Origin of the sequence: Enterobacter sp. RHBSTW-00901 (assembly GCF_014103115.1) — a bacterium.
GTDB classification, from domain to species: domain Bacteria; phylum Pseudomonadota; class Gammaproteobacteria; order Enterobacterales; family Enterobacteriaceae; genus Enterobacter; species Enterobacter cloacae_P.
Genome location: NZ_JABXPB010000001.1, coordinates 55,761 through 70,044 on the forward strand (window position 1 = coordinate 55,761; position 14,284 = coordinate 70,044).

The 14,284-nt window shown below is 54.4% G+C and carries 12 protein-coding genes; 9 read left to right on the plus strand and 3 right to left on the minus strand.

Going from position 1 to position 14,284, the window contains the following annotated elements; translation table 11 throughout:
* Positions 1-4 precede the first annotated feature (4 nt).
* The 4 genes from nagZ (at position 5) to HV318_RS00315 (ending at position 3,881) form a co-directional block, all read left to right on the plus strand.
* The gene (nagZ, locus tag HV318_RS00300) at positions 5-1,030 is read left to right on the plus strand and encodes a beta-N-acetylhexosaminidase (RefSeq protein ID WP_182271038.1); all 1,026 of its coding nucleotides are present in this window, start codon (positions 5-7) and stop codon (positions 1,028-1,030) included.
* 33 nt (positions 1,031-1,063) lie between these two features.
* Positions 1,064-1,606: an alpha/beta hydrolase YcfP gene (gene ycfP / locus HV318_RS00305; RefSeq protein ID WP_182271039.1), complete on the plus strand. Its 543-nt coding sequence runs from the start codon at positions 1,064-1,066 to the stop codon at positions 1,604-1,606.
* 238 nt (positions 1,607-1,844) lie between these two features.
* Positions 1,845-3,149, plus strand: a complete 1,305-nt coding sequence (locus HV318_RS00310; RefSeq protein WP_182271040.1) for an NAD(P)/FAD-dependent oxidoreductase — start codon at positions 1,845-1,847, stop codon at positions 3,147-3,149.
* 192 nt (positions 3,150-3,341) lie between these two features.
* Complete coding sequence (locus HV318_RS00315) at positions 3,342-3,881, plus strand: glycine zipper 2TM domain-containing protein (RefSeq protein ID WP_182271041.1); 540 nt, start codon at positions 3,342-3,344, stop codon at positions 3,879-3,881.
* Positions 3,882-3,940: 59 nt separating this feature from the next.
* Here HV318_RS00315 and comR read toward each other — a convergent pair whose 3' ends face one another.
* A complete protein-coding gene (comR, locus tag HV318_RS00320) occupies positions 3,941-4,576 on the minus strand; it encodes a TetR family copper-responsive transcriptional repressor ComR (protein ID WP_182271042.1) in 636 nt (211 codons plus the stop codon).
* A gap of 246 nt (positions 4,577-4,822) precedes the next feature.
* On the opposite strand from comR, the gene bhsA reads away from it, so the two are divergent.
* The gene (bhsA, locus tag HV318_RS00325) at positions 4,823-5,080 is read left to right on the plus strand and encodes a multiple stress resistance protein BhsA (protein ID WP_182271043.1); all 258 of its coding nucleotides are present in this window, start codon (positions 4,823-4,825) and stop codon (positions 5,078-5,080) included.
* A 73-nt stretch (positions 5,081-5,153) separates the two neighbouring features.
* Here bhsA and ldtC read toward each other — a convergent pair whose 3' ends face one another.
* Both ldtC and mfd read right to left on the minus strand, forming a co-directional pair.
* On the minus strand, positions 5,154-6,119 hold the full coding sequence (gene ldtC, locus HV318_RS00330) for a L,D-transpeptidase LdtC (RefSeq protein ID WP_182271044.1): 966 nt from the start codon (positions 6,117-6,119) through the stop codon (positions 5,154-5,156).
* Between the two features lie 151 nt (positions 6,120-6,270).
* The gene (mfd, locus tag HV318_RS00335; protein WP_182271045.1) at positions 6,271-9,717 is read right to left on the minus strand and encodes a transcription-repair coupling factor; all 3,447 of its coding nucleotides are present in this window, start codon (positions 9,715-9,717) and stop codon (positions 6,271-6,273) included.
* Between the two features lie 335 nt (positions 9,718-10,052).
* Between mfd and lolC the strand changes: the two genes are divergently transcribed.
* The 4 genes from lolC to nagK all read left to right on the plus strand — a co-directional run bounded on the left by lolC (position 10,053) and on the right by nagK (position 14,277).
* Entirely contained in the window at positions 10,053-11,252 is a 1,200-nt protein-coding gene (gene lolC / locus HV318_RS00340; protein WP_182271046.1) for a lipoprotein-releasing ABC transporter permease subunit LolC, read from the plus strand.
* Entirely contained in the window at positions 11,245-11,946 is a 702-nt protein-coding gene (gene lolD, locus HV318_RS00345) for a lipoprotein-releasing ABC transporter ATP-binding protein LolD (RefSeq protein ID WP_182271047.1), read from the plus strand. Before lolC ends, lolD begins: the two co-directional genes overlap by 8 nt.
* Positions 11,946-13,190: a lipoprotein-releasing ABC transporter permease subunit LolE gene (gene lolE, locus HV318_RS00350; protein ID WP_182271048.1), complete on the plus strand. Its 1,245-nt coding sequence runs from the start codon at positions 11,946-11,948 to the stop codon at positions 13,188-13,190. The genes lolD and lolE overlap by 1 nt, the downstream gene beginning before the upstream one ends.
* A 175-nt stretch (positions 13,191-13,365) precedes the next feature.
* Positions 13,366-14,277: an N-acetylglucosamine kinase gene (gene nagK / locus HV318_RS00355; protein ID WP_182271049.1), complete on the plus strand. Its 912-nt coding sequence runs from the start codon at positions 13,366-13,368 to the stop codon at positions 14,275-14,277.
* Positions 14,278-14,284: the final 7 nt, after the last annotated feature.

Consider the following 14,284-nt stretch of genomic DNA (forward strand, 5'->3'; position numbering starts at 1 on the left):
TCGTGTGGGTCCAGTCATGTTGGATGTAGAAGGGTTTGAGCTGGATGCGGAGGAGCGTGAAATTCTGGCGCACCCGCTGGTTGGTGGTCTGATTCTGTTTACCCGCAACTATCACGATCCGGAGCAGCTGCGTGAACTGGTCCGGCAAATCCGCGCAGCATCCCATCATCGTCTGGTGGTCGCTGTAGACCAGGAAGGCGGGCGTGTACAACGTTTCCGCGAAGGCTTTACCCGCCTGCCAGCGGCACAATCATTTGCGGCACTGTTGGGTACGGAAGAGGGCGGCAAACTGGCACAGGATGCGGGCTGGTTGATGGCCAGTGAGATGATTGCGATGGATATCGACATCAGCTTTGCACCGGTGCTGGACGTAGGGCATATCAGTGCTGCCATTGGTGAACGTTCGTATCATGAGGATCCGCGTATTGCACTGGCGATGGCTACCCGTTTTATTGATGGTATGCACGATGCGGGAATGAAAACCACCGGGAAGCACTTCCCTGGCCACGGCGCAGTGACTGCGGATTCGCACAAAGAGACGCCACGCGATCCGCGTCCGGAGGCGGACATTCGTGCCAAAGATATGTCGGTATTCCGTTCGTTGATTACCGATAACAAACTGGATGCCATCATGCCAGCACACGTGATTTACAGTGATGTTGACCCGCGTCCGGCCAGCGGTTCTGCGCACTGGCTCAAAACCGTTCTGCGCCAGGAGCTCGGTTTCAACGGTGTGATTTTCTCCGACGATTTGTCGATGGAAGGAGCGGCGATTATGGGGAGCTATGCAGAACGCGGGCAGGCGTCGCTGGATGCGGGTTGCGATATGATCCTCGTCTGCAATAATCGTAAAGGAGCCGTCAGCGTGCTGGATAACCTGTCGCCGATCAATGCAGAGCGTGTTACACAATTGTATCATAAAGGTTCATTTAGTCGTCAGGAGCTGATGGGCTCGGCGCGCTGGAAGACGGTCAATGCCCAGCTTGAAGCACTGAATGAGCGCTGGCAGGCACATAAAGCCAGCCTTTAAACCCTCCCGGAAGGCGTAGCGTGGTGAGAGACAATGATCATCTATTTACACGGTTTTGACTCAAACAGTCCAGGTAATCATGAGAAGGTGCTGCAGCTGCAGTTTATCGATCCAGATGTACGGTTGATCAGCTACAGTACGCGCCATCCGAAGCATGATATGCAGCATTTACTCAAAGAAGTGGACAAGATGTTGCAACTCAATGTTGATGAGCGCCCGCTCATTTGTGGTGTCGGGTTGGGGGGCTACTGGGCAGAGCGGATTGGGTTCCTGTGCGACATTCGCCAGGTGGTGTTCAATCCTAACCTGTTCCCGAATGAAAACATGGAAGGCAAAATCGATCGCCCTGAAGAGTACGTCGATATTGCCACCAAGTGCGTCAGTAACTTCCGCGAGAAAAACCGCGACCGCTGTCTGGTGATCCTCTCGCGCAATGATGAGGCCCTGAGCAGCCACCGGGCTGCAGAGCTGCTGCATCATTACTATGAAATAGTCTGGGACGAGGATCAGACCCACAAGTTCAAGAATATCTCTCCGCATTTACAACGCATCAAAGCCTTTAAAACACTGGGCTGAGCACCATCATCTTACTCACCAGGCCTGGCCGTGACAGCGTGCCGGGCCTTCTTTTTTGCTAAATTTGTACAAATTTACGCCATCAAAACTTGATGCATATCAATTTTGGTATGACCAATGCGCCTGACGTGTTATTCTCAATGCACCTGAATGGTTTCAGTGCTGTAACTTGTTGTTAACTAAGAGTTATTTCAATAACTTTTAATTAACAATTGGTTAATAATTTGAGGGGGTCACGTTGACTACGCCATTGAAAAAGATAGTGATTGTAGGCGGTGGTGCTGGCGGGCTGGAGCTGGCAACACAGTTGGGCAAGAAGCTGGGTCGCGGCAAAAAAGCCAAAATTACGCTGGTGGATCGTAACCACAGTCACCTGTGGAAGCCGTTGCTGCACGAGGTGGCGACCGGTTCGCTGGATGAAGGTGTGGATGCACTGAGCTATCTGGCGCACGCACGCAATCATCATTTCCAGTTCCAGCTGGGTTCCGTGGTGGACATCAACCGTGAAAGCAAAACCATTACCCTGGCAGAGCTACGCGACGAAAAGGGTGAGCTGCTGGTACCTGAGCGCAAACTGGCGTATGACACGCTGGTGATGGCGTTGGGCAGTACCTCTAACGACTTCAACACGCCAGGTGTGAAAGAGCACTGTATCTTCCTGGATAACCCGCACCAGGCACGCCGTTTCCATCAGGAAATGTTGAACCTGTTCCTGAAGTACACCAATAGCATGGGTGCGAATGGTAAGGTTAATATCGCCATTGTTGGCGGTGGTGCGACGGGTGTTGAGCTCTCCGCTGAACTGCACAACGCGGTGAAACAGCTGCACAGCTACGGTTATAAAGGGCTGACCAACGACGCGCTGAACGTGACGCTGGTGGAAGCCGGCGAACGTATTCTGCCTGCGCTGCCTCCACGTATCTCCGGTGCGGCGCATAGCGAACTGACCAAACTGGGCGTACGCGTACTGACCCAGACAATGGTCACCAGCGCGGATGCAGGCGGCCTGCATACCAAAGATGGCGAGTACATCAAAGCCGATCTGATGGTCTGGGCGGCGGGTATCAAAGCACCTGACTTTATGAAAGATATCGGCGGGCTGGAAACCAACCGCATTAACCAACTGGTGACAGAGCCAACGCTGCAAACCACACGTGACCCGGAAATCTATGCGATCGGTGACTGTGCGTCCTGTGCGCGTCCGGAAGGCGGGTTTGTTCCTCCGCGAGCCCAGGCAGCACACCAGATGGCAAGCCTGGTTCTGCACAACATTCTGGCGCAGGCTAAAGGCAAACCGATGAAGGCGTACACCTACAAAGATCACGGTTCACTGGTGTCGCTGTCTAACTTCTCTACCGTCGGTAGCCTGATGGGTAACCTGATGCGGGGGTCCATGATGGTGGAAGGGCGCATTGCACGCTTTGTGTATATCTCCCTGTACCGTATGCACCAGATCGCGCTGCACGGCTACTTCAAAACGGGCCTGATGATGCTGGTAGGCAGAATCAACCGCGTTATTCGTCCGCGTCTCAAGCTGCACTAATCCTCTCTTCCCTCCGGGCTTCCGGAGGGATTTTTTAGCATATCATGCTGGTAATCTCCCTCTGATCGCTTAGGAGTTCTCCGAAACGCGGTCATTCTGTCGATATCCCCACACTTTTACGCCTTTTTCCGATTGGCTAAATCTGCCGTTAATTGCAAAATTGTTACTAATAGCAACAAAGGAGGAAGTCCCGTGAATAAATCCATGTTGGCGGGTATAGGGATTGGCGTCGCTGCTGCGTTAGGTGTGGCTGCCGTTGCCAGTCTCAATGTGCTTGATCGCGGCCCGCAGTATGCTCAGGTAGTTTCCGCTACCCCGATTAAAGAAACCGTTAAAACACCTCGTCAGGAGTGTCGTAACGTTGCCGTGACTCATCGTCGTCCGGTGCAGGATGAAAACCGTATCGCCGGTTCTGTGCTGGGTGCGGTAGCCGGTGGCGTGATTGGCCATCAGTTCGGTGGTGGACGTGGCAGGGATGTCGCAACCGTCGTCGGCGCACTGGGTGGCGGCTACGCCGGTAACCAGGTGCAGGGGGCAATGCAGGACAACGATACATACACCACGACTCAGCAGCGCTGTAAAACTGTCTACGACAAGTCGGAAAAAATGCTGGGCTATGACGTAACGTACAAAATTGGCGACCAGCAGGGCAAAATTCGGATGGATAAAGATCCTGGTTCCCAGATCCCCCTGGACGGAAACGGTCAGTTGGTACTGAATAACAAAGTGTAAAAAAGATGTTCTCTGAATTTAGCTCCTCAAGCGCTCAGGCTGAGGAGCTTTTTTTTTGCTCAGGCTTTGAGGAGTTCAGGCCACAGGCGCAGTGTGGTCTGGGTAATACTTTGCAGTTTTTCCAGCGTTGCGCCTTCACGGGCGCTGATCGACATGCCCTGCAAAATGCAGCTCAGAAATTGTGCCAGCGCCTGTGGATGGCAATGCGCGGGTATTTCACCGCGCTGCTGGCGCTGGGCCAGAAATGTGCTCAACGTCTCTTCCTGCATGGCATGACGCGATTTCACCGTGTTGGCTATCTCTCTGGAAGACGCCGCAAGGGTGGCGGAGGTGTTAATCATAAAACAGCCCGCAGGCGTATCTTTGCTGGTGAAGCAGGTGGCGACGGTGGTGAAATAGTCCAGTAATGCTTGCTCAACACTTTTTTCTTCACAGAAAAGCTGCGCTTCGTGTTTGGCAGCAAAACGCGAGATGTATCTGTCCAGCACTGCTCTGAACAGCCCCTCTTTATTCGTGAATTCCGCATACAGCGTTGGCGCTTTAGCTCCGGTGGCCTCCACCAGATCGGAAAGCGACGTCGCTTCATACCCATGTTGCCAGAAGAGTGTCATGGCCTTATCAAGCGCTGCATCCCTGTCGAACACTTTTGGTCGGCCACGGCTTTTCTTTGCGCAACTCGTGACATCGGTTGTCATTTGCCGTTGGTCCTCTGTTGGTTTGTTGAATAGTCATTATAAAAATAAACGTGTGCCACCACCAGTGCTGATTGCTGAAAAATAAATTAATCATATCAATATGATTAATAAGAGAATTTAAATTAATTTAACGGTTGTTATAAAAAACATATTGACGCGTGATCTGGATCACATCTATCATTTACCTATCGATCGTTAAGTAAATAACTAACGACCTTCATATTCATCTGCCTAAAGGTAACAATCATGAAAAACGTAAAAACCCTGCTCGCTGCTGCTGTCCTGAGTTCACTTTCTTTCGCAAGCTTCGCTGCTGTTGAAGTGCAATCCACCCCTGCTGATCAGCATAAAGTGGGCACTATCTCCGCAAACGCAGGTACAAATCTGAGTTCTCTGGAAGATCAGCTGGCGCAAAAAGCTGACGAAATGGGGGCAAAATCTTTCCGTATCACTTCAGTCACCGGCCCTAACACCCTGCACGGTACTGCTGTAATCTATAAATAAGCTCGACAAAACCTGCAGTTATGCCACTGCAATCAAAAACGCCCTGCATGAGCAGGGCGTTTTTCGTTGTGCGTTACATAGACTGTTGAGTGGTATCGTGATACCGCGTGACATTTGTCGGCATACCGGAACGCGCTTCCATCGCGCGTTCCATCACGATGCCATCGGTGCCGGCATTAGCCTTGAAGCTCATCATTGCCGCATTCAGGTTGATTGGCAGTGTCTGCGGATCATCACCAATATTCTTCGATAACGGCTGGTGGATTTCGACCAGGCGTATGCCGCCCGGCTCCCCGGAGACCTTAATCGGTGTATTGATAATATTCACTTTGGTGCCTGGTGCGATCACGCTGTAAAGCGTTTTGATATCATCATCGCGCAGACGAATACAACCGGAACTGACGCGCATGCCGATGCCAAAATCAGCATTCGTTCCGTGCAGCAGATAAACACCACCGTATGCCGCGAGGCGGATTGCATGGTGTCCCATTGGGTTATCCGGGCCTGCCGGTACAACAGTTGGCAGGTCAATCCCCTGCGCTTTATAGCGGGCACGGATGTTGGCCGTTGGTGTCCAGGTCGGGTTCGCGCGTTTGTCCGACACGGTGGTGATCATCGTTGGTGTAAGGGTATCGCCGCCCAGTTGACCAATGCCGATAGGGTAGACGGTGACGACGTTTTTGCCCGGCGGATAGTAGTAAAGACGCAGCTCGGCAAGATTTATTACGATCCCCTCGCGCGGTGCATCCGGCAAAATAGTTTGTAGTGGGATGGTCAGTACGCTGCCAGCACGCGGTACGTAAGGGTCAACGCCAGGATTAGCCTGCAGCAGTGCCAGAAAGCCGACGTTATATTTTTTGGCAATCGCTTCCAGCGAACCACCATTATTTTCAACCACATGAAAGCGGTTTTCCCCCACAACCTTACTGCCAGCAGGCGGAAGCGGCCAGGTGTTTGCGCGAGCAGGAAGCGCAATAGCCACCGTTGCGGCCAGCGCAAACAGGGTTATCCAGCGAGTAAAACGCGAAGAGGTCATCATTACCATAATCCATATAAATGATAAGGTTATTGTTTTATAAGGCGTTAATGATAATTATGATGAATGAGTATGTCGGGAAGATCGGGGGAAGTGCAAAGAGTTTGTAAATAGTCCCCCGGCAGCAGGTGTTACCGGGGGGATTGAGAGCCCGTTACGCGATAGCGTTTTCTTCCAGCTGGCGCATAAAATTACGCACCCAGTCCATGCGGGTTTTACGCTCCGCCAGCGCCTGAACAAAGCGGAGGCGCGTTGGGCCATCAAGACGGAAGTGCTGCGGCTGTTTTTGCAGCAAACCAATCAGCCACATCGGGTCGACATGGTTTTTCTCGGCGAACTCAATAATGCCGCCTTTTTCATTGCTTTCGAACTTGCGAATGCCCAGTTTCTGCGCCTGTTGCCGCAGCCGCGCAATATCCAGCAGAGTTCTCGCGGCATCTGGCAGAAGCCCAAAACGGTCGATCAACTCGACCTTAATTTCTTCCAGTTCGGTTTCTTTTTTCGCACTGGCAATACGTTTGTAGAACGACAGGCGGGTATTCACATCCGGGATAAAATCATCCGGCAGCAGGGAAGGCATACGCAGTTCCACTTCCGTTTGCTGGCTGGTGAGATCTTCCAGCGACGGTTCACGCCCGGCCTTCAGAGCATCGACAGCATTTTCCAGCAGCTCCATATACAGCGAGAAGCCGATGGTTTCCATTGAGCCGCTCTGGTCTTCACCCAGTAGTTCACCGGCACCGCGGATCTCGAGATCGTGCGTCGCCAGCGCGAAACCGGCACCCAGATCTTCCAGCGAGGCGATCGCTTCCAGACGTTTTTGCGCGTCGGTCGTCATTGCTTTCGGATGCGGCGTCAGCAGCCAGGCGTACGCCTGGTGGTGTGAACGTCCGACACGACCGCGCAGCTGGTGTAGCTGTGCCAGACCAAAGTGATCCGCGCGTTCAATGATGATGGTGTTCGCTGTCGGAATGTCGATCCCGGTTTCGATGATGGTGGTACACACCAGCACGTTAAAACGCTGGTGGTGGAAGTCGTTCATCACCCGTTCCAGCTCACGTTCGCGCATCTGCCCATGACCGATGGCAATGCGTGCTTCCGGCACCAGCTCGGCCAGCCTGTCCGCCGCTTTCTGGATATTTTCCACGTCGTTGTACAGGTAATAAACCTGCCCACCACGCAGCACTTCACGCAGAATGGCCTCACGTACCACCAGATTGTCGTACTCGCGAACAAAGGTCTTCACCGCCAGACGGCGCGCTGGCGGGGTGGCGATAATCGACAGATCGCGCATGCCGCTCATCGCCATGTTCAGCGTACGCGGAATTGGCGTGGCGGTCAGGGTCAGAATGTCGACATCGGCGCGCATTGCTTTAATGCGCTCTTTATGACGCACCCCGAAGCGGTGCTCTTCATCCACAATCAACAGCCCCAGATCTTTCCATTTCACATCGCTCTGCAGTAGCTTGTGGGTGCCGATCAAAATATCGATCTTGCCTTCACTGGCCTGCTCCAGAATGTGTGTTTGCTCTTTGGCACTGCGAAAACGTGACAACATCTCAATGCGTACCGGCCAGTTGGCAAAACGGTCGCGGAAGTTGTCAAAGTGCTGTTGGGCGAGAAGGGTGGTCGGCACCAGCACCGCAACCTGCTTGTTGTTCTCTACGGCCAGGAAGGCGGCGCGCATCGCCACTTCGGTTTTCCCGAAGCCAACGTCGCCACACACCAGCCTGTCCATCGCCAGCGGCTGACACATGTCGCTCAGTACGGCATTAATAGCCTGTGCCTGGTCCGGCGTGGTTTCAAACGGGAAGCTGTCGCAGAACAGCTGATATTGTTCTTTATCGTGCTTAAAGGCATAGCCTTCTTTGGCTGCGCGCTGGGCGTAGATATCCAGCAGTTCTGCCGCCACATCGCGCACTTTTTCGGCGGCCTTCTGACGCGCTCGCGCCCAGGCATCACCGCCCAGTTTGTGCAGCGGTGCATTGTCCTCTGCGCCACCGGCGTAGCGGCTGATCAGGTGCAGGGAAGATACCGGGACATAGAGTTTGGCGTCGTTAGCGTAGGTCAGCATCAGGTACTCGCCTTTGATGCCACCCGCTTCAAGCGTGGTCATCCCCTGATAGCGCCCAACGCCGTGTTCGAGGTGAACAATCGGCTGGCCCGTGTGCAGCTCCGCCAGGTTGCGGATCAGCGTGTCCGGGTTGATGGTGCGACGGCTGTCCTGACGGCGACGCGCCACGCGTTCCCCCAGCAGGTCGCTTTCGCAAATCAGCGCCAGGTTGTTGAGCGTATCGATAAACCCGTGCTCGGCGGCACCGATCATCAGGTAACGCCCATTACCGCTGGCTTCGCTCAGCCGCAGAATGCGCTTCGGCGCAACTTTAATCCGCCCGAGCAGTTCACCCAGGGCTTCCCGGCGTCCTTCACTCTCAACCGAGAAGACCACCGGCCCGGTAAAGGATTCGAGGAACTTGCGCAGATTATCCAGCGGTGATTTTTGCTGCGCCTGAACGGCCAGCTCGGGCAATTTCTGGAACGCCAGATTAGTATTGGCCGCTTTGTCGGCAAGCGATTCCGTTTTGAGCTGCATACGCGGCCAGCGCTTCAGCTCGGCGTTTAGCTCATCAGTGCGTAGCCACAGCGTTTCCGGCGGCAGTAGCGGACGCATCGGATCCACGCCCCGACTTTCAAAGCGGGCGCGCGTTTCACTTTCAAAACGACTGGCACTGGCGTCGACATCACCGGTATTCACAATCAGCGTGTTTGCCGGGAAGTAGCTAAACAGTGCGGGCAGTGGTTCGTTAAAGAACAACGGCTGCCAGTATTCGATCCCCGCCGGCAGCGTGCCTTTGCTGACCTGCTGATAAATATGTTCGGCGTCACGCTTCACATCAAACTTGTCACGCCACTGGCTGCGGAACAGCTCGATGGCGGTTTTGTCCGTCGGGAATTCATGGGCGGGCAGCAAGTTAATGGAGTCCACTTCTTCCAGCGTACGCTGGGTGTCAGCATCGAACACGCGCAGGCTGTCGATTTCATCATCGAAGAAATCCAGGCGATAAGGCTGGTCGCTACCCATCGGATAGAGATCCAGCAGCGCGCCGCGCGTGGCGTATTCACCGTGCTCCATCACCTGATCGACGTGGCGATAACCAGCGCTATCCAGCTGCGCGCGCAGGGCATCGCGCGACAGGCGCTGGCCTTTTTTCATCACCAGGGCATGGCCATGCAGATAACTGTGTGGGCAAACGCGCTGCATCAGCGTGTTCACCGGGACGATTAATACGCCGCGCTGCATGGTCGGTAATTGATAAAGTGTCGACAGACGTGAGGAGATGATCTCCTGATGCGGGGAGAAGCTGTCATAGGGCAGCGTTTCCCAGTCGGCCAGGCTGGACACCAGGTTATCGGTGAACTGCCGAATTTCGTCGTGCAGACGCAGGGCATTTTGCATGTCCGGGGCAACCAGCACCACCGGGCCAGGATGGCGCTCAGCGATTTCTGCCACCAGCGTGGCACACGCCGCGCCCGTGAGTTCGCCCAGCTGGCGCTGGTCGCCCGCTTTGACGGGCAAGGAATAACGATAGTGTTCAGCCATGGCTATGTCAGAGTCTCTTATGGATATACCAACAGTATTGGGGCATATCACTGATACGCAATGTCTTTATTATCCTCGATCGTTTTGCATAAGCAAACTGGAACCGCACGGGAGGGATTCGTCCCCAGGAGGTGAGGGAGGTCATCAGTAACAGTCTGTATCGGGACGTTTTTCGGAAAAGGTGAGGGCTTCTGTAGGGAGGTTAAAAGAGTAGCCCAATGATTTATCTGAATTTTTAGGAATAATGATTACCAAAGCTTACGGTTTCAGTCATTTACGCTTAACGGATTCGCTTATATACTCGTGGGTCTGCTATCAGCAAACAGACGGATTTCATGTACCAACCTGTCGCACTCTTTATAGGCTTACGTTACATGCGTGGGCGCGCCGCGGACCGTTTCGGTCGCTTTGTCTCCTGGCTTTCGACTATTGGCATTACGCTTGGCGTGATGGCTTTAGTGACGGTACTGTCCGTCATGAATGGCTTTGAGCGCGAGCTGCAAAACAACATCCTGGGGCTAATGCCGCAGGCCGTTCTCTCATCAACTAACGGTTCTATTAATCCGCAACAGCTGCCGGAAAGCGCGGCGAAGTTACAGGGCGTCACGCGCGTGGCTCCGCTCACGACGGGCGATGTCGTGCTGCAAAGCGCACGTAGCGTGGCAGTAGGCGTGATGCTGGGTATTGACCCGGCGCAAAACGATCCGCTGACGCCGTACCTGGTCAACGTTAAACAGACTGACCTGGAAGCCGGTAAATATAACGTGATCCTTGGTGAGCAGCTTGCCGGGCAGCTCGGCGTCAACCGTGGCGACCAGCTGCGCGTGATGGTGCCGTCTGCGAGCCAGTTTACACCGATGGGACGTCTGCCGAGCCAGCGTCTGTTCAACGTGATTGGTACGTTTGCCGCCAACAGCGAAGTCGATGGTTATCAGATGCTGGTTAACATTCAGGATGCTTCTCGCCTGATGCGTTACCCCGCAGGGAACATCAGCGGCTGGCGTCTGTGGCTTGATGCGCCGCTGAAGGTCGATACCCTCAGCCAGCAAAAATTACCGGACGGGACAAAATGGCAGGACTGGCGCGAGCGTAAGGGCGAGCTGTTCCAGGCCGTGCGCATGGAAAAGAACATGATGGGGCTGCTGTTGAGTCTCATTGTGGCGGTGGCGGCGTTTAACATCATCACCTCGCTGGGGCTGATGGTGATGGAAAAGCAGGGCGAAGTCGCCATTCTGCAAACCCAGGGGCTGACGCCGCGCCAGATCATGGCCGTGTTTATAGTGCAGGGAGCCAGCGCCGGGATTATCGGTGCGCTGCTTGGTGCGGTGCTGGGGGCGCTGCTTGCCAGCCAGCTTAACAACTTAATGCCAATCATCGGTGCGTTGCTTGATGGTGCGGCACTGCCAGTGGCTATCGAACCGCTGCAGGTGATCGGTATTGCGCTGGCTGCGATGGCCATTGCGCTGCTTTCTACGCTTTATCCTTCCTGGCGCGCTGCCGCCACTCAACCCGCTGAGGCTTTACGTTATGAATAAGATCCTGTTGCAATGCGACAACCTGTCCAAACGCTATCAGGAAGGCGCTGTGCAGACCGACGTGCTGCACAATGTGAGCTTCAGCGTAGGCGAAGGCGAGATGATGGCGATTGTGGGGAGCTCTGGCTCCGGCAAAAGTACCCTGTTGCACCTGCTGGGTGGGCTGGATACCCCAACGGCAGGTGATGTGATTTTCTCCGGCCAGCCGATGAGCAAAATGTCTTCTGCGGCAAAAGCGGAACTGCGTAACCGTGAGCTGGGCTTTATCTACCAGTTCCACCACCTGCTGCCGGATTTCACTGCGCTGGAAAACGTGGCGATGCCACTGCTGATTGGCAGGAAGAAACCCGCAGAAATTAACACCCGTGCCAGCGAGATGCTGAAAGCCGTGGGGTTGGGGCATCGCGGTAATCACCGTCCGTCCGAGCTGTCCGGCGGCGAGCGTCAGCGTGTGGCAATTGCCCGTGCGCTGGTCAATAACCCACGCCTGGTACTGGCAGACGAACCGACGGGGAACCTGGATGCGCGCAATGCGGACAGTATTTTCCAGCTTCTGGGTGAACTGAATGCCTCCCAGGGGACCGCGTTTCTGGTCGTGACCCACGATCTGCAGCTGGCAAAACGTATGGGACGCCAGCTTGAAATGCGTGATGGTCATCTGAATGCTGAACTGACCCTGATGGGAGCGGAGTAATGGCTTCACCGTTATCGTTACTTATCGGGTTGCGTTTTAGCCGTGGCCGCCGTCGCGGCGGTATGGTGTCGCTCATTTCGGTCATTTCCACCATCGGGATTGCGCTTGGCGTGGCGGTGCTGATTGTGGGCTTAAGCGCCATGAACGGTTTTGAGCGTGAGCTGAACAATCGCATTCTGGCGGTAGTACCGCACGGTGAAATTGAACCGGTTAACCAGCCGTGGACAAACTGGAGCGATGCGCTCAGCAAAGTAGAGAAAGTGCCGGGTATTGCTGCGGCTGCGCCCTATATTAACTTTACCGGGCTGGTGGAAAGCGGCGTTAACCTGCGCGCCATTCAGGTAAAAGGGGTAAACCCGGTGCAGGAAGAGCGACTGAGCGCGTTGCCGAAATATGTACAGAATGGCGCGTGGTCCAGTTTTAAGGCCGGTGAGCAGCAAATCATCATGGGCAAAGGCGTGGCCGATGCGCTCAAGGTGAAGCAGGGCGACTGGGTATCCATCATGATCCCGAACGCCAGCGCCGACCATAAACTGCAGCAGCCTAAACGCGTGCGTCTGCACGTGACCGGTATTCTTCAACTGAGCGGCCAGCTCGATCACAGTTTCGCGATGGTACCGATGGACGATGCGCGTCAGTACCTGGACATGGGCGACAGCGTGACGGGGATTGCCATTAAGGTTAACGACGTCTTTAACGCCAACAAACTGGTGCGCGATGCAGGTGGTGTGACCAACAACTATGTCTACATCAAGAGCTGGATTGGCACTTACGGGTATATGTACCGCGATATCCAGATGATCCGCGCCATTATGTACCTGGCGATGGTGCTGGTGATTGGTGTGGCGTGTTTTAATATCGTCTCGACGCTGGTGATGGCGGTCAAAGACAAGAGCGGTGACATTGCTGTGCTGCGTACCTTGGGGGCAAAAGACGGTCTTATTCGCGCCATCTTTGTCTGGTACGGTTTGCTGGCGGGGCTGTTTGGCAGCCTGTGCGGTGTGGTGATTGGCGTGGTGGTTTCACTTCAGCTGACGCCAATCATTAACGGGATTGAAAAGCTAATTGGCCACCAGTTCCTGTCAGGTGATATCTATTTTATTGACTTCCTGCCGTCTGAATTGCACTGGCTGGACGTTATTTATGTGCTGGTTACAGCACTTTTACTGAGTCTGCTGGCAAGCTGGTATCCGGCGCGTCGCGCAAGCCGAATTGATCCGGCGAGGGTATTAAGTGGCCAGTAATTACGTCATGATTCATTGTCTTATACACAAAATCATTCAAGCTGGATCAAGGCGGCAAGTCTGAGAATCCCCAGAAGCTTACTTAAGTAGGTGACTGGGGTGAACAGACGAAGCCAACGCAGAGGCAGTTTGAAGGATGAAGTGTATGGCCGCTGAATCAAAAGAGGAATGCATTATGTATTATGGATTTGATATTGGCGGCACTAAAATTGCGCTGGGCGTGTTTGATGAAAACCTCAAACTGCAGTGGGAAACTCGTGTTCCCACCCCGCGTGAAAGCTACGATGAATTTTTAACGGCCATTGCCGCGCTGGTGGCGCAAGCCGACGCTCGTTTTGGTGTAAAAGGCAGCGTCGGCATTGGTATTCCGGGAATGCCCGAAACGGAGGATGGCACGCTGTATGCCGCCAACGTTCCTGCGGCCAGCGGTAAACCGCTGCGCGCCGATCTCTCTGTTCTCCTTGAACGCGACGTGCGTTTAGATAACGATGCCAACTGTTTTGCTCTCTCGGAAGCCTGGGACGACGAGTTCCGCCAATATCCGCTGGTGATGGGGCTGATCCTCGGTACGGGCGTCGGAGGCGGGATCGTCATCAACGGTAAACCGATTACCGGGCACAGTTACATCACGGGTGAATTCGGCCATATCCGCCTGCCGGTGGATGCGCTGGAGGTGGTGGGGCGCGATTTCCCGCTGACGCGCTGCGGCTGTGGTCAGCGCGGCTGCATTGAAAACTATCTTTCAGGCCGTGGGTTTGCATGGCTTTATGAACACTTCTATCATCAGAAACTTGAAGCCATCCAAATCATTACCTTGTGGGAGCAAGGGGATGCGCAGGCGCGTGAACACGTCGAACGCTATCTTGATTTGCTGGCGGTGTGTCTGGGGAATATTCTGACTATTGTCGACCCGGATCTGCTGGTGATTGGGGGTGGGCTTTCAAACTTTACAGCGATTACGGAACAGTTGTCCGGGCGTTTGCCCCGACATTTATTGCCGGTCGCCCACGTGCCGCGTATTGAACGCGCGCGGCACGGGGACGCAGGAGGCATGCGCGGAGCCGCATTCCTTCATCTCACCGATTAGTTTACGA

Coding starts and splice junctions, on each gene's coding strand:
- ycfP (WP_182271039.1), top strand. CDS start 1,064: ATGATCATCTATTTACACGGTTTTGACTCAAACAGTCCAGGTAATCAT.
- comR (WP_182271042.1), bottom strand. CDS start 4,576: ATGACAACCGATGTCACGAGTTGCGCAAAGAAAAGCCGTGGCCGACCA.
- bhsA (WP_182271043.1), top strand. CDS start 4,823: ATGAAAAACGTAAAAACCCTGCTCGCTGCTGCTGTCCTGAGTTCACTT.
- ldtC (WP_182271044.1), bottom strand. CDS start 6,119: ATGATGACCTCTTCGCGTTTTACTCGCTGGATAACCCTGTTTGCGCTG.
- mfd (WP_182271045.1), bottom strand. CDS start 9,717: ATGGCTGAACACTATCGTTATTCCTTGCCCGTCAAAGCGGGCGACCAG.
- lolC (WP_182271046.1), top strand. CDS start 10,053: ATGTACCAACCTGTCGCACTCTTTATAGGCTTACGTTACATGCGTGGG.
- lolD (WP_182271047.1), top strand. CDS start 11,245: ATGAATAAGATCCTGTTGCAATGCGACAACCTGTCCAAACGCTATCAG.
- lolE (WP_182271048.1), top strand. CDS start 11,946: ATGGCTTCACCGTTATCGTTACTTATCGGGTTGCGTTTTAGCCGTGGC.
- nagK (WP_182271049.1), top strand. CDS start 13,366: ATGTATTATGGATTTGATATTGGCGGCACTAAAATTGCGCTGGGCGTG.